The organism is Bacillus sp. LQ01, from assembly GCF_057624735.1.
On record NZ_JBYEZL010000007.1, the window covers coordinates 89,904 to 104,403 of the forward strand.

15 protein-coding genes and 4 pseudogenes are annotated in these 14,500 nt (G+C 31.1%); 13 read left to right on the forward strand and 6 right to left on the reverse strand.

Going from position 1 to position 14,500, the window contains the following annotated elements:
* Positions 1–540: 540 nt before the first annotated feature.
* From AC22L0_RS26755 to AC22L0_RS26780, 6 genes and pseudogenes are all read left to right on the forward strand, one after another.
* Positions 541–1,233 carry a response regulator transcription factor gene (locus AC22L0_RS26755; protein WP_087964728.1) on the forward strand — a complete coding sequence of 231 codons (693 nt, stop codon included), beginning with the start codon at positions 541–543 and terminating at the stop codon, positions 1,231–1,233.
* Positions 1,230–2,225, forward strand: coding sequence for a sensor histidine kinase (locus AC22L0_RS26760; RefSeq protein ID WP_087952318.1), 996 nt, complete (start codon positions 1,230–1,232; stop codon positions 2,223–2,225). The genes AC22L0_RS26755 and AC22L0_RS26760 overlap by 4 nt, the downstream gene beginning before the upstream one ends.
* A 115-nt stretch (positions 2,226–2,340) precedes the next feature.
* The gene (locus tag AC22L0_RS26765; protein WP_087952319.1) at positions 2,341–3,102 is read left to right on the forward strand and encodes an ABC transporter ATP-binding protein; all 762 of its coding nucleotides are present in this window, start codon (positions 2,341–2,343) and stop codon (positions 3,100–3,102) included.
* A complete protein-coding gene (locus AC22L0_RS26770; protein WP_087964730.1) occupies positions 3,092–4,939 on the forward strand; it encodes an FtsX-like permease family protein in 1,848 nt (615 codons plus the stop codon). The genes AC22L0_RS26765 and AC22L0_RS26770 overlap by 11 nt, the downstream gene beginning before the upstream one ends.
* A 233-nt stretch (positions 4,940–5,172) precedes the next feature.
* A complete protein-coding gene (locus AC22L0_RS26775; RefSeq protein WP_087964732.1) occupies positions 5,173–5,883 on the forward strand; it encodes a TraX family protein in 711 nt (236 codons plus the stop codon).
* 213 nt (positions 5,884–6,096) lie between these two features.
* Positions 6,097–6,276 (forward strand): annotated as a pseudogene (locus tag AC22L0_RS26780) (IS4 family transposase); the annotation flags it as partial.
* 47 nt (positions 6,277–6,323) lie between these two features.
* Here the strand turns inward: AC22L0_RS26780 and AC22L0_RS26785 are convergent.
* Both AC22L0_RS26785 and AC22L0_RS26790 read right to left on the reverse strand, forming a co-directional pair.
* Positions 6,324–6,749, reverse strand: a complete 426-nt coding sequence (locus AC22L0_RS26785; protein WP_428004172.1) for a tubby C-terminal domain-like protein — start codon at positions 6,747–6,749, stop codon at positions 6,324–6,326.
* Positions 6,727–6,876 carry a tubby C-terminal domain-like protein gene (locus AC22L0_RS26790; RefSeq protein ID WP_422851188.1) on the reverse strand — a complete coding sequence of 50 codons (150 nt, stop codon included), beginning with the start codon at positions 6,874–6,876 and terminating at the stop codon, positions 6,727–6,729. Before AC22L0_RS26790 ends, AC22L0_RS26785 begins: the two co-directional genes overlap by 23 nt.
* 129 nt (positions 6,877–7,005) lie before the next feature.
* Here AC22L0_RS26790 and AC22L0_RS26795 point away from each other — a divergent pair, with 129 nt between their 5' ends.
* The 5 genes and pseudogenes from AC22L0_RS26795 to AC22L0_RS26815 form a co-directional block, all read left to right on the forward strand.
* The gene (locus AC22L0_RS26795) at positions 7,006–7,107 is read left to right on the forward strand and encodes an RNA chaperone Hfq (protein WP_107888466.1); all 102 of its coding nucleotides are present in this window, start codon (positions 7,006–7,008) and stop codon (positions 7,105–7,107) included.
* 648 nt (positions 7,108–7,755) lie between these two features.
* Complete coding sequence (locus tag AC22L0_RS26800; RefSeq protein ID WP_139849763.1) at positions 7,756–8,238, forward strand: hypothetical protein; 483 nt, start codon at positions 7,756–7,758, stop codon at positions 8,236–8,238.
* A gap of 244 nt (positions 8,239–8,482) precedes the next feature.
* A pseudogene (locus AC22L0_RS26805) lies at positions 8,483–8,676 on the forward strand (histidine kinase).
* A 20-nt stretch (positions 8,677–8,696) separates the two neighbouring features.
* On the forward strand, positions 8,697–8,969 hold the full coding sequence (locus AC22L0_RS26810; protein WP_139894745.1) for a hypothetical protein: 273 nt from the start codon (positions 8,697–8,699) through the stop codon (positions 8,967–8,969).
* Between the two features lie 614 nt (positions 8,970–9,583).
* Positions 9,584–9,911: pseudogene (locus AC22L0_RS26815) on the forward strand (recombinase family protein); the annotation flags it as partial.
* A gap of 145 nt (positions 9,912–10,056) precedes the next feature.
* Here AC22L0_RS26815 and AC22L0_RS26820 read toward each other — a convergent pair.
* Together AC22L0_RS26820 and AC22L0_RS26825 are read right to left on the reverse strand one after the other, a co-directional pair.
* Positions 10,057–10,257: a hypothetical protein gene (locus AC22L0_RS26820; protein ID WP_087964737.1), complete on the reverse strand. Its 201-nt coding sequence runs from the start codon at positions 10,255–10,257 to the stop codon at positions 10,057–10,059.
* 16 nt (positions 10,258–10,273) lie between these two features.
* Positions 10,274–10,477, reverse strand: coding sequence for a hypothetical protein (locus AC22L0_RS26825; protein WP_087964739.1), 204 nt, complete (start codon positions 10,475–10,477; stop codon positions 10,274–10,276).
* A 910-nt stretch (positions 10,478–11,387) separates the two neighbouring features.
* On the opposite strand from AC22L0_RS26825, the pseudogene AC22L0_RS26830 reads away from it, so the two are divergent.
* Positions 11,388–11,546 (forward strand): annotated as a pseudogene (locus AC22L0_RS26830) (VOC family protein); the annotation flags it as partial.
* 467 nt (positions 11,547–12,013) lie between these two features.
* On the opposite strand, the gene AC22L0_RS26835 reads toward AC22L0_RS26830, so the two are convergent.
* Positions 12,014–13,498: a sensor histidine kinase gene (locus AC22L0_RS26835; protein WP_212667616.1), complete on the reverse strand. Its 1,485-nt coding sequence runs from the start codon at positions 13,496–13,498 to the stop codon at positions 12,014–12,016.
* The gene (locus tag AC22L0_RS26840) at positions 13,491–14,156 is read right to left on the reverse strand and encodes a response regulator transcription factor (RefSeq protein WP_087964741.1); all 666 of its coding nucleotides are present in this window, start codon (positions 14,154–14,156) and stop codon (positions 13,491–13,493) included. Before AC22L0_RS26840 ends, AC22L0_RS26835 begins: the two co-directional genes overlap by 8 nt.
* A gap of 163 nt (positions 14,157–14,319) precedes the next feature.
* Here AC22L0_RS26840 and AC22L0_RS26845 point away from each other — a divergent pair, with 163 nt between their 5' ends.
* Positions 14,320–14,493 (forward strand): hypothetical protein, encoded by a 174-nt coding sequence (locus tag AC22L0_RS26845; protein ID WP_170925761.1) that lies wholly within the window; start codon positions 14,320–14,322, stop codon positions 14,491–14,493.
* Positions 14,494–14,500: the final 7 nt, after the last annotated feature.

The following is a 14,500-nucleotide window of genomic DNA, read 5'->3' on the forward strand; positions in this document are numbered from 1 at the left end:
TGTTTTTTCTTGAGCACCACTAGTATACATATATTCTCTAGGAATTAAGTCCAGAATTGTGGAGATAGACAATGACAAATCTACGATCTGAGGAACATGACTTTCATAAAAGGCTAGGTATCATTTGATGGGATTGCAAGACAAATCAAAGTTCCTATTTTGAATTTTTAAGTTGATGGATGTGGGGTTCCCCACATCCATCAACTTAAAAATTTTATAACGTTCCCAAAACGGGAAAATTCTCACCTGAAGATATCAATTTTCCCGTTTTGGGGTGGATTTGTTTACTTAAGTTGATGGGCATGAGGGAGCACTACATGCCCATCAAGCTAAGGTTTTGAAGTACCCCAAAAACGAAATTTTGTGCTAATTTGTATTAAAAAAGTCGATTTTTTCATTTTTTGGTGTTATAAACCCTTTAAGTTGATGGACATTTGGTGCCACCCCATATAGTATAAGACTACCTTTATTTTGAGCAAAAGCAATAATGGTTTAAAATTAAGATATGAGACAAAGTTAATAAATAACTCGGAGGATGAAATGTATAAATTATTGATTGTTGAAGATGAAATGAATATAGCATATACGCTAAAAAACCATCTTAAAAAATATGGATATCATTGCCTCGTTGTAGAAGATTTTCAAAAGGTATTAGAAATTTTTCAAGACTTTCAACCCCACCTTGTCATAATGGATGTTACCCTTCCTGCTTTTGATGGTTATTATTGGTCCCGTAAAATAAGACAAATATCAAATTGTCCTATTGTGATTCTCTCTGCTCGTATGAGTGAGGCAGATCAAGTGTATGGCATTGAAAATGGGGCTGATGATTTTATTACTAAACCTTTTTTATTAGGAGTGATACTTGCAAAAATTAATGGACAAATTCGTCGTATATATGGCGAATATGCAAGAAATGTACAGGGGAAAATTATAAAAATAGGAAATACAGCTTTAAACATGGACACTGTACGATTATGCACACCTAATCAGGAGGAGCTATTAACAATAAAAGAACTCCAGCTATGTACAATGTTCTTTGAAGCGTATCCTAATGTTGTAACACGACAGCAACTACTTACAGCCATTTGGGATGAGGAAGAATTTGTTGAGGAAAATACCTTAACAGTAAATATTGCAAGAGTACGAAAGAAATTAGAAGCCATTCATTCTACTTTAGAAATTAAAACTATTCGAGGAATTGGCTATCAATTAACGGAGAAACTCACATGAAGTTATTTTTAAAAGACCATATGAGCTTTATTATTTTGTATATCATTACATTTATTAGCTTACCAATTGTGATTCATCGATTAGATGGTTTTGAAAATCATTATACCTATTTTATATTTCTAGCCTTCTCTCTATTAATCATACTACTTTTTTGTCGTTATTTACGTCGTAAAAAAATGTATGCACATATTGAGAACAAGAACATCCATACGGACAGTCTTATGATTTATCAGCCTATTGCTTCATACGAAAAAGCATACGCATCACAGTTGCAATATATTCAATCCTTATTTTTATCAAAAGAAGAAGAATATAAGAGTTCTTTACATAATCAGCAATTAATGATTTCTCATGCAGTTCATCAAATGAAAACGCCACTTTCTGTTATTCAACTGCTTATACAGTCCAATCAATTTAAGGAACCCAATTCCCTTGCAGAATGGCAAAAAGTAAAAGTTGAATGTGATAAACTGAACTTCTCTTTAAATCAGTTACTAACGTATAGTCGCTCTACTAAATTATTAGCAGATTTAAAAATAGAACCAATCCCGTTAAAACTTATTGTACAGGAAGTTATTAACGATTTAAGGGATTATTTTATCGAGGAAGAAATCTTTCCTAAAAGCACTATACCGGAGCATATATTGCTTTATTCAGATCGTAAATGGCTAAAGGTTGTGGTTTACCAGTTATTAAGTAACGCAGTTAAATACGGAGAAAAGCACTCGGCTATTATGATTCATTATGAAAATGGAAAGTTATTCATTAAAAATAAAGGAGAAACGATACCTGAAAGTGAAATAAAACGTGTTTTTGACTTATTTTACACAGGAACCAAAGGACGTATAAAAGGGGAAGCAACTGGTATCGGTCTTTATTTAGTAAAAAGTATCCTTACTACATTAAATCATCCATACCACCTACATTCTAAAGATAATGAAACAACATTTACAATAGATTTCTCAAGAAGTATAGAAACGGCTACCAAATAAGGTAGCCGTTTTGAATGTGACAATTTTGTCATCTTGCTGTCACATTGAGAGATGTTAAGAAGTAACAAGCATATTTATACTAAAATACTGAAAGATATAAAGGAGTGAAGTACTGATGTTAAACACCATTTTAAATGTAAAAGAGCTTCAAAAAGTATATACAGGAGAAATTTCCTATCAAGCATTGAAAGGTATTGATTTTAATTTAAACAAGAATGAGTTTGTTGCGGTAATGGGGCCTTCCGGTAGTGGGAAAACAACTTTTCTTAACTGCATTTCAACAATCGATAGCCCAACTAATGGCTCAGTTACAATTAATTCAAAAAATCCGTATGAATTAAATGATAATGAACTAGCGAAGTTTCGTCGCAAAGAATTAGGGTTTGTCTTTCAAGACTTTAATCTTGTTCATACCTTAACAGTAGAGGAAAATATTTTATTACCTTTGGTACTTGATTCTGTAGAAGCCAAGGAGATGAGCAAACGTTTAGAGAAAGTTGCAATTTTTTTAGGAATTAAAGAAATTTTAAAGAAACGTACATTTGAAATTTCAGGTGGACAGAAACAGCGTGTGGCAATTGCTCGTGCTGTCATTCATGAACCAGGATTATTATTAGCTGATGAACCAACTGGAAACCTAGATTCTAAAGCGGTAAATGATGTTATGACATTGTTTGAGTCAATTAACAAGAACTTTAACACAGCTATTTTAATGGTGACACATGATGCCTATGTTGCTAGTTTTGCACACCGTGTGATCTTTATAAAAGACGGTATTCTTTATAATGAGGTGCATCGAGGCAATAATAAACAGAAGTTTTATCAAGAAATCATGGACACACTTACATTTTTAGGTGGTGGACAGCATGAGTTTTAATCATATTGTCCTTCAAAACATTTTGCGCGATAAATGGACATATATTTCTTATTTTTTAAGTAGTGTATTTTCCATTTTGATATTTTTCTTATTTTCGATTGTAGCATTTCATCCTATGTTAGCGAGCATTCAAACAGGAAGCACACTTAGCCTTGTAATGATATTTACGAGTTGTATTGTGTATATTTTCTCATTCGTTTTCATCATTTATTCGATGTTTTCGTTTTTGAAAAAGAAAACAAAAAGTCTTGGCATTTTTATGATTACTGGAGCATCTATGAAGCAAGTGCGTAAGATGGTGTTCAGAGAAAATATGCTTATTGCTAGTGTAGCGATTATAAAAGCGATTGTGCTTGGGCTTGTAATCGCCCCGTTGTTTTTAATGATTACCAAAAGGGTGTTACAAGTAAATAGCTTTGGTATGTATATACCAATACAAGCTATCGCATTAACTATTATTTTATTTGCAATTTTATTCTGTATCGTTTCTAAATTTATCACACGTTTTATTAACAAAGAAGAAGCTGTACATCTGTTAAAAGCAGATGTAACACAGGAAAAGTTAATTGTGCCTGCACCATGGAAGTTGTTACTATCAGTAATTACAAGCGTATTCTTAGCACTATCGCTCATATTAGAAATGAATTGGGTTGAATCATCTGGAACCATCCATTACATTTTACTATTTGTTAGTTCACTATTAGCCATATATTTTATTATCACGCAGGGAATGTTTGTATCGATTCATGTATTACAAAAACGACCGTCGTATTACAAAAAAACAAATATGCTTTACGTTTCGAACATAAAGGCCAAAGGTCGCTCACATTCCCATCTTATCTATTTATTAACAATCTTGTTGCTAGGTGTATTTTTATGTACAAATGTACTGTACAGTTCCTATTACAATATAAATACGAGGGCAGAATCAATAGATCCGTACAGCTTTGAATATATCTCACTCTCAGGTAATACACCTGAAGTTGAAAAGAAAGATATTTCATTTATTGAAAATGCATTAGCAAAACAAGGTAAATACGATGCATATTATTCTGCATTTAAAACAGATAAAAATAATAATATTGGCTTTATGTCGGTTTCAAATTATAATGCTCTTGGTTTTCATAAGGCAATTTCACTAAAGGATGATGAATACTATGTTGCAGCAGGAAATAACTATGCTCTTCCAAGTATAGAATTTATTCGTGACTACCCGTTAGGAAAACTTAAATATGCGGGCCTTGAGAAACGAAATATTTTAACTTCAGGTTTCCAAAAGATGTACTATATCGTCCCAGATGCTGTTTATGAAACTATTGACTATCCTGTATTTAAAGTATTTGCTTATGAAATTGATAATTGGACAGAAAAGCTCGACTTATCCGAAACGATTCTTTCCAAAATTTCAACAATACCAAATGAGCGCCTGATTTCTTCTAAAATTAATTTTTACGAGACTGAAAAAACTACAGTGAGTCTTCTATTCTTTATCGGTTTCATGTTGAGCCTTATTTTCTTGAGCGCGGCAATGAGTATTCTTTATTTCTACCTGCAAACGTCATTTGAAGAAGAAAAAGAGAAATATACAGGAATCCGAAAACTTGGCTTTTCTGTGAAAGAATTAGCTGCTGTTGTGACTAAAGAGTTGGCAACTTTAATTTTTGTCCCGTTTACACTTGCATCTATTCTTCTATGTGGAATAATGCTTGCAATGCGTAACCATTTTTCATCAGCACTTTATGGAGTCACAGCAATAGGTGTAGGAATATTTTTATTGCTATTTGTTATAAGCTTTTTCATCATTCGACGAAGTTATTTGAAAAAACTTATGAATTAACAATGCATGATTCTAATAATATAGGTGCTTGATCTAAAAATAACATAGAAAGTATACCTAAAATTATACTTTTCAAGGGGTTCTTTTCATGAAAAAGAACCCCTTGGATAAATAAGAGATGCTCTTACTATAGAAACTTTATATAAGTATATCGTTGATGTAAGAAACAATATAGTTTTCCTAGAGGACTAATAGTATTTAAGTAATATATAAAGTGGAGGTTTTATATTTTTATGAGGTTAAATGCTTTTCAATTAAAGATTTTTGCAATGGTCCTTATGGTCATTGACCACGTGTATACTTACATTCCAGGTATGCCAATGTGGATGCATCATCCAGGACGTATTGTCGGACCAATTTTCTTCTATTTTGTAGTAGAAGGATTTTTCTATACACGAAATCGTAAAAAGTATGCTACGCGTGTGTTTATATGGGCAGCGATTATGTTTGCGGGTTCAGCACTAATTCAGTATATGCTCCCAAGAGAAAGTGGACTCCACAATAATATTTTCTTTTCGCTTGGGTTTGGAATAGTGTTATTATGTGTGATTGATTATATAAAGTGCACAAAAAATTATCTACTAGGAATTCCAGCTATAATTATTGTAGCGTTATTAGGGATGTTTACAGAGGCAAGTATTTTTGGTGTAACAATGACTTTAATTTTCTATTTCTTTAGAGAGAAGAAAATGTGGTTAATTATCACATATGTATTACTCTCATTATCAGATGTTCCGACGTTATTTATGATTGGAGAACTCTTTACAGATATGGGTTTATTTGGTTATGGCAACCAATGGATGATGGTATTTGCGTTACCATTCTTCTTTTTATACAATGGAGAGCGTGGTGTAAATAATGCATTCACAAAATATATGTTTTATATTTTCTATCCGGCCCACTTATGGATTATCTATACAATTGGATATTTTGTGAGTAAATAAAGATAAAAATAATAAATTTATAAGTTTCTAAATGAAGTTGTAGGGAATGAACCTTACAGAAAGGTTTTATTGGATACGAATTTTTCTTAGATTACAAAATTCGCATTTTGTTGGTACTACCTCATCACTATTAAGCTAACAAGACTAAATTTTCTTAATATGAAAAAATACGCTATTCTTTCTGTAGAATCATAGGAAAGGATGGCGTTTTTTATGTCTGTTTCTGTGTCTGATGAATTACAATTATTTGCTCAAGAGATTCAACGTTTTTTATCTCCAAATACCTTACGGAATCTTGCTAGAAATGTTGGTTTCGTACAACGAAGCAGTAAGTACCAAGCAAAAGATTTAGTCGCTTTATGTATATGGATGGGTCAAAATATCGCTACTTCTTGATTCATTCAATATTAATAATAGTTTATCTAAAAATTTAATCAATACTAACCCACATAAAGAATACATTGAAATAGACAAATAAAAAACGCCGGATCCTGAATAGGTGAATCTTCATCAATTTCTAAATATGTCTTAAACAACTCGGTTGTTTTCATTTTCCAACGAGCGACTTCTTTTCCCTTATAATAAAATTTAGCCCAATCCATTGGAGTATGTTTTACTACATATTCTTCAGTAGCCAACTTAATTAAGAGTTCTGGTGCAACAATTTGTAAACTCGTATATGTAATTTGATATGTACTATGGTCCTTATAATTTTCTATATAGTATTCTGTTTTACCTACCTTCGATAACTTTTTCATTCCTCTATAATTTAATTCTCCACGAACAGAATATGTGTCAAACTTTACAAAACTACTTCCTTCTAAAAGAAAAGAATCTAAAAGTTTAATAAATAAATAAATTTTTATATGACCTTTTAAACCTTAATACAACTTCATTTTCTTCATTTCGCACATCTACTAATTTGCTTGAAGTTTTAATTTTTGGAGCGTGATAGACATATCTATTCAAAAACAATTCTCCCTTCGCAAACATAATTCCTAATATTAAGAAAAATAACTATTTCATTTCATTATAGCAAAATTCACAAATTTTCTCGCGAATATCAAAAACAAATAGCGTTTTTTACTCTTGGGGGGAGTTAACATTTTTAAGTTGATGGGCATGGGGTCACCATATCAAAAAAAGAAAATTGTACGTTTAGACACAATTTATAGTAAGCAACAGCTAGTCTACAAACAAGCCATTTCTACAATTGCTACGTAATACATACTGGATGTATGTAAATATTTCTCGATATTATACTATTACTATATTAACTATAATATAAGTAATTCTTTTTATTATTTATATTTTGTTATTTCCTGTTGCAGAATCCTTATTATAAGGATTCTTTCTTTGTATCAAAAATCTACAAAGAAAAAAGATAAGATCGGGAACACAATCTTATCTTTAGCACAAGGAGTAAACAAAAGGATAACTATCATATTGTTATTATAATTTATTTTTTGTTAATTTTGAATATTAAAACCATAATTACAAGTATATCTACATTGAGAAATTTATTACAAAATTAGTTATAAATGATTCCAAACTCAAAAGTTTACTTTCAAATTAGAAAAGATTAGGTCCACAATAGGCTTTACCCCATCCATAAACCTTACGATCAAAAACAAAGGGTAATTCAACTATCAAACTCATATAAAATGTTAATCTTGTCTAAGCATCTATTAGGATATACAATTGATCATCTATTTTTCTTTACATAATCTCCAGATACAGTCCATATCAACTATAGATTCTTGTCTTATGCTAAATGTAATCAAAAAGCAAGTAGATAAAGATAATGACTAAAACATTAACTTTAGATACTTTTTTTGATGAATATTACAAATAAACAGGAGGTAATGAAAAATGATTAAAACATTATTAGCAGGAGCATTTTTAAGTACAGGATTATTAGCGGGTGGTGCAATAGGTGCAGATGACGCGAAAACGGACAATTTAAAGTCAAATGAAAATTTAAATCAAGTAATTACACAGAGTGCAGATGGAACAACGTCTTCCTCACAAAACTTTGATTTACCTAAAGATGCAGTGCCAGCATCTAAAGGAGATGTAAAAACTGTTGAAAAATCAGAAGGTACAGGTACAGATTCTCAAGAAGGAAAAATGGTAGAAACAAAAGAAGGTACAGAATCACAACCTGGAAAACATGCAAAAACTGTTGAAAGAACAGAAGGTACAGGTACAGATTCTCAAGAAGGAAAAATGGTAGAAACAAATGGAGGTACAGAATCACAACCTGGAAAACATGCAAAAACTGTTGAAAAATCAGAAGGTACAGGTACGGATTCTCAAGAAGGAAAAATGGTACCAACAAATGAAGAAAATTAAATAATATATAGTTATAACGAAGAGCATCCAAAAAAGGATGCTCTTTTTATATTATAGGGATTAACTAGTTTTACTCAACATAGAGCTGTAGGAGGAATTGAGGATTAGAACATAGGGTACTGTTTCTTCAAATTATGGTGTTTAGAGCAATAGTTTTGGTGGTAACGTTACAATACAAACAGTTTGTTAGAAATTTTTTTAATTTACATAGACTCTAGATAGACTACATATAAACTTCAGATACTTGTTTTATGATACAAGTAATCAAACAAAAGGAGGGGGTTACAACAGTATTAACAGGGCACGCTTTTAAGTACAGGAGATCATTAGTAGATGGAGAAAATGTTGAAGATGTACAGACAGATAAAAACATATTCCATATAAATAAAATGAATTGCAAAAAGCTAAAAGTACGGTTCTAAGAAGTTTGAGTTATAAAAAGAAAATAGATAATTATAGTGAAAATAGATAAATTGACAAGAGAAAAGCACTTTGTGTATATCACAGGTGCTTTTTATTTTTATTTTGATCTAGGACTTGAATTAAACTTTTATACTAAAATATATATAGGAAAAGGTGGAAGTTCATTGTACAAAATTATTTATGGAATATTAATTTTAATTTATACTTTGTATTCATTTTTTGTAAGTGATGGAAGTGAAGTAAGGTTTATTATGGTGTTAACTATAGTACTTATCTTTTCTGTGGTTTTAGAAAAAAGGATTGATTAAAGGTCGTTTTTTTAACACTTTTTAAAGATATCTAATGTAAATTATTATTCTTTAGTTTACTTTCATTTCCCCTTAAACATTGAATTTACTATATTTTTATTGATAGCATAAAAATATATATAAAAGTATACTTTCAAATCATTGTAAATAGGGGGATTGAAAAGTAGATGAATAAAAAGCAAAATTTATATATATAAGTTTTTCGGTAAAATGCTACATTCTTCTTTATTTACCTATGTTTATAATTTTTATAAATATTATAGTGTAGATAATGATTTAAAGTTGATTAATTAAAGTGATAGGTTCACTACTTTTTTTATTTAACAAAAAAAGAACCTGCAAACCTGCAGATTCTCCTGATAATGATTTATATAAGTAAGACCCGAAAATATAATACAATAATTTGAAAATGAGTTCAAGTAAATAAAAAGGAACCGCTGGAGTTCGGTTCCTTTCAGAAGTGATGATGTTTTCTCGGCTTAGGAACTGAGAAAATACAAAAATATAATACATCGAGATTTAGAGAATTTCAATACTTAAATTAAAAATTACCGTGGGGTGGATGAACATGGAGAGGTAGCGAATCGGCTGCTTTTTTTATTTTGCATAGAAAAAAGGAACCATATATTAACGCCAATTACACTGGAGAAAGTATAAATGATGTCATAGAGAGTGCAATTCAAAAAGAAACCCTTACAATATTATCAGCTTTTGCAGAAAAAGAGCGCATTGATATTAAACAACGTCAAGCTGAAGGAATTGCCCTTGCAAAAAACAAGGTAAACGTTTAGGTCGTCCCCACCTGCCGAAATAACAGAAGATGCTTACAAGGGATGGAAATTCGCCTCGATTACAGCCGTAGGAGCCATGAAAAAGTATGGTATCAAACGTTCTTCATTTTATAAACTTGCCGGACAGTATGAGGAAAGTATGAAAGAATAGAGAGACAAAATTTTAATTTATTTTTAATGTGAAATGGAACAATTGAATGCTAAATTTGTTCTACCTGTTCCCATAACAACTATACCAAGTTTCCCTTTACTACCAATCTGTTTCATTTCCATTGCAATACCCTATCTTTCTTAATTTAATTGAATATGTTTTCTATTACCCGTTTCAAGCTTTTTCCCATACCTTTTACTGCCCATACTAGTTTAAGGAGCACTTTAAAGATAGCATCCCATACGTGTTCATTAATAAAAAATTCATATACTTTCTTTAACCACTCTTTCTGGGATTTACTCTTACGTTTAAACCTTTGCCAATGCGTTTCTTCACTAGTTTTCATAACTATCTCTTCTTTCTTAATCGAATATGCTTTCTATTAGAAGTTTTAACACCTTTCCAATACCCCAAAACACCCAACCTATTAGTCTAAAGAAACCTTTGAAGATGAAATTCCATATGATATCGCTTATAATGAAGTCTATTACTTCCAGTAACCAGTTTCCAAAGGAGTTACTCTTACGTTTAAACTTACTCCATCTTGACTCCTTATAAAAATACATCATCCCCCTCCTTTAAGGAAGATACACATCTATTTTACGTTTATGAAGACCTCGTTTTGAGTTCTTTCTTAGATTTAGTTTTGATTTAAAAGTATGTTGTTTGATACACTTCTTGCATACTACTGGATTGTTTGGCATACCATAGCATCCACACTCGTAACCGCTACAACATACTTCAGGTTTATAGTCTTTTTCTACTACCCGTAAGGTCTTGACAGATATCACATAACCAACCCTTTGTATCTTTTGTCTTTCTCCATCTTTGTTTCACCAAAACTCTATCTTTATTAATTTCCATTTTAGGGGGATTCTGTTGAATTAGCTTGATAGCGATGTGGTGGTACCCTATTAGATTATGATAGTCGATATGCTTCCTATAGCCCAGAAAAGAACTAAAAACGCTAGTGAAATCCAAAGTACTTTTTCTCAGGTTTTTGAAATTCTTTTATTAAATAAAAAACAGTATTAATCGCTATAATGATGAAAAGAACGAGGTTTATCATATCTGGCAATTTAATCACTCCTAATTTTAAATTAAATTGATTATATAACGATTCCTAAATTTTTAGTTAATTACCGGTGAGAATTAAGCAAAATTTAAACAAAAACACCTATATTAGGCTTTAGTTACAGGTTTTCCCCCTATAAAATCAACTATTTGTCCCCAAACTATAGGGTACGCGAATTACTTTGATATTATCTTTGAACGAACAAAATAATTCCTTTCGAAAAACAAATGAACTGATATTAATCAAATTCCAATAACGAATTTTATGTAAATAAGCTGCCTATATGGACAGCTTATTTCTTTCCTTAGCTTGCTGGTGATAAGTTTATACTCCTAGTAGTAAAATGTCTTTTTACTTATATTGGGATATGTAACTTAATTAATTAACAAGGAGAATGGAACATGATACAAAGTATTAACCACATTTGTTTTTCAGTTACAAATCTAGAGAAGGCTATTGAGTTTTATCAAAATATACTTCAAGCGAAATTATTAGTAAAAGGTAGAAAGTTAGCATATTTTGATTTAAATGGTTTATGGATTGCTCTAAATGTGGAAGAAAGTAAATGAAGTAAGAGTGATGTTTTAATCAAACTTTATTCTCATTTCGGTAAGATAGAATAGTCATACACTGTTATTCCTCCCTAAATCAAAAGAACGGTTGTTCTTATGGTTTGGGAACTTGTGTTCTTTTATAAAGGTTTTTTTGTTTGAAAATATATTTTTGCATAAAGAAGGGGTACAGCCGAGATACGTGTAAAAATAGGCCATAGCCTTACTTCTATTTCCAACTATGACCTATTGAGCTTATAAAGGGATTGTTTCTTCTATTGGCCGGGGAATTTTCTGTAAGTCAATTACATAATCCCCAAAGTGTTTTATATGTCTAGTCACATAAGGGCTTAGCCTTTCTAAATCTTGGCGTGAAAAGCTATAGCCTTCTTTTTTTAGTTGCCATACCCAACATAATATGAAAAATCTCAATCTCATTTTTATAGGATGAAATGAGATTGAGACTCTTTTGTTGTTTATTTGCTGCATAATGGAATGGTAACTAAAAATTCTACGCCTTGTTTGGTATTATTTATAGAATAAGTGATAAAAAGGGATTCAAAAATTTGTTTTACAATATATAACCCTAAGCCACTCCCTCCCGTATTTCGATTTCTTGACTTTTCGATTCGATAAAATGGTTTGAAAATATGTTGTATATCTTCTTCTTTTATTTTGACACCTGTATTGATAACTCGCATTTGGATGTTGTTTTGTTTAGAATCCTTTGTTAACTTTATATAGACTTTTTCGTTATACGGTGAATACATAATCGCATTATGAATGATGTTTTTACAAGCTTTTTCTAAAAGAGCATAATCCGTATAAACAAAAATGTCAGAATCGACTTCTTTTATTATTTGAATGCCTTTTTGAGAAGCAAAAAATTCGAGTTTTTTTGTGATTGTATCTATTGATTTCGAAAGATTTACTTCTTCTACTTGAAGTTTAAAGGTATGTTGTTCTAATTTTGACATGCTTAAAATTTCGCGAACTAGTTGTTCCAGACTTTCAATTATTTGATAATTTTTCTTTAAATACTGGTCACGATTTTGATAAGGACCGATATTATATATCATCCCTTCTAAGTATCCTTTCATAACAGTAAGAGGAGTTTTTAATTCATGTGCTACAATAGCAAAGAATTCCCTTCGCTTTGTTTCTAGTTCTCTTTCTTTTTCAATATCACTTTTTAATTGCTGATTCGCTTTTTGTAAATCAAAAATTGCTTGTTGTAAATTTATGGACATATCATTCAAGCTATTGGACAATTCTCCTAATTCATCCATAGAACGAACCTCAATTTTTTCAGAGAAATCCAAGTTTGCCATCTTTTGTGCACCTTTATTAATATAAATAAGTGGTTTAGTAATAAACCTTGAATAGAGATAAGCACTTCCTAAACCAATAACCAGTACAATGATACTAATATAGGGTAGAAAACGTACCAAGACCTGTGAAGCTTCATCGATTGGTTGAAATGTTGCGAACACCACAAGCGTTAAGTTAACATCTTGAAACTGTATTGGCTTGGTAGCCTCATATGAATTACGAGATTGAGCCAAACCCTTTATTGGTACTGTTGTAACAAAACCTTTTGCTGGAGTACCACCCTGAACAGTACTCCCCCGAACAGTACCCTCTTGAATAGTACTTTGAAGAAAAGGATAATAAATGATCCTTTCCTCATTATCTTGAAGATATATCACTGCATTATTTTTTTGTGCGTATTCATCAACAAGTGTTGTTGCATTTTGAAGCGTAAGATCTTTAGATTTATCAATTATTTCTTCGATTCCCGTTTGAAGCTGCTCTGTTTTGTATTTCTCATAAAATTTAGGGAGAAAGAAGTATAAAGTTACATAAATTAAGGTTGCAAAGGCTAACAAAATGAGGGATGTAGTCATAAAGAGTTTATAGGTAATTCTCTTCATCTTCGTGATTTTTACAATCTTATTCATCGATTTTATAACCAATGCCCTTTACTGTTTTAATATAGGGTATATCTAATTTTCTTCGTATGTTTTTCATATGTGTATCAATTATTCGTGTGTCTCCGGTATACTCATATCCCCAAATTTTTTCTACGATATTTTCTCTTGTGAGTACCTTTTTTTCATTTTGAAGTAGTAGTTGCAAAATTTCAAATTCTTTTGTCGTTAGGGGAACTTCAACTTTATTTACATATACTTTATATGCATCGCCATCTACATGTAGTTCTCTAAATACAAAATGATTATCCGTACTTTGATTATTACTTCTTCTAAGTACTGCTTCGACTCGTCTCATCAAAACATGAAAAGAAAAAGGTTTCGTAATATAATCATCTATTCCAAGATCAAATCCTTTCATTTGATCTTGTTCTTCTTCTAGCGCAGTTAGCATAATAATTGGTATATTTGACTGACTTCGAATCATTTTGGCAACTTCAAATCCACTCAGGCTTGGCATCATCACATCTAGAAGAATTAAATCGAAGGACTGCTTATTAAATTGTTTCATGCCCTCTAATCCATCTGATGCAACTATAACTTTATACTGTTGTGTCATTAAAAATTGTTTGATTAATTCTTGTATTTCTTGATCATCCTCTACCACCAGAATGTGATAGTTCTTCATAATATCACCTCTTGTAGTCATTATAACCTTCCAATCTGGAGTTGATGTGGAAACGTATTAGAAACACTATAAAAACTTCACAAGAAAACTACATGTATTTCAAATTAGCTCCAGATGCATGAGATAGGTTATATACATAACAAGAGAGAGGGAGGTAATTAAGATGTCACTGGAAGTAAACATCATTCTTTCTTTATTAGATGTACAACTGTGGATGGCCCCTCATTCGAATAATAGACGTATAAAAGAGAAAAAACAAAAATTGAAATCAGCACCGTGCTTAAATAAATACACAAGTGTAAATAAAAAACTATATAGGTCTAGTGAACAAAAATAGAGAGGAT

Coding starts and splice junctions, on each gene's coding strand:
- AC22L0_RS26755 (WP_087964728.1), top strand. CDS start 541: ATGTATAAATTATTGATTGTTGAAGATGAAATGAATATAGCATATACG.
- AC22L0_RS26760 (WP_087952318.1), top strand. CDS start 1,230: ATGAAGTTATTTTTAAAAGACCATATGAGCTTTATTATTTTGTATATC.
- AC22L0_RS26765 (WP_087952319.1), top strand. CDS start 2,341: ATGTTAAACACCATTTTAAATGTAAAAGAGCTTCAAAAAGTATATACA.
- AC22L0_RS26770 (WP_087964730.1), top strand. CDS start 3,092: ATGAGTTTTAATCATATTGTCCTTCAAAACATTTTGCGCGATAAATGG.
- AC22L0_RS26775 (WP_087964732.1), top strand. CDS start 5,173: ATGAGGTTAAATGCTTTTCAATTAAAGATTTTTGCAATGGTCCTTATG.
- AC22L0_RS26790 (WP_422851188.1), bottom strand. CDS start 6,876: ATGTTTGCGAAGGGAGAATTGTTTTTGAATAGATATGTCTATCACGCT.
- AC22L0_RS26795 (WP_107888466.1), top strand. CDS start 7,006: ATGGGGTCACCATATCAAAAAAAGAAAATTGTACGTTTAGACACAATT.
- AC22L0_RS26800 (WP_139849763.1), top strand. CDS start 7,756: ATGATTAAAACATTATTAGCAGGAGCATTTTTAAGTACAGGATTATTA.
- AC22L0_RS26820 (WP_087964737.1), bottom strand. CDS start 10,257: ATGAAAACTAGTGAAGAAACGCATTGGCAAAGGTTTAAACGTAAGAGT.
- AC22L0_RS26825 (WP_087964739.1), bottom strand. CDS start 10,477: ATGTATTTTTATAAGGAGTCAAGATGGAGTAAGTTTAAACGTAAGAGT.
- AC22L0_RS26835 (WP_212667616.1), bottom strand. CDS start 13,498: ATGAATAAGATTGTAAAAATCACGAAGATGAAGAGAATTACCTATAAA.
- AC22L0_RS26840 (WP_087964741.1), bottom strand. CDS start 14,156: ATGAAGAACTATCACATTCTGGTGGTAGAGGATGATCAAGAAATACAA.
- AC22L0_RS26845 (WP_170925761.1), top strand. CDS start 14,320: ATGTCACTGGAAGTAAACATCATTCTTTCTTTATTAGATGTACAACTG.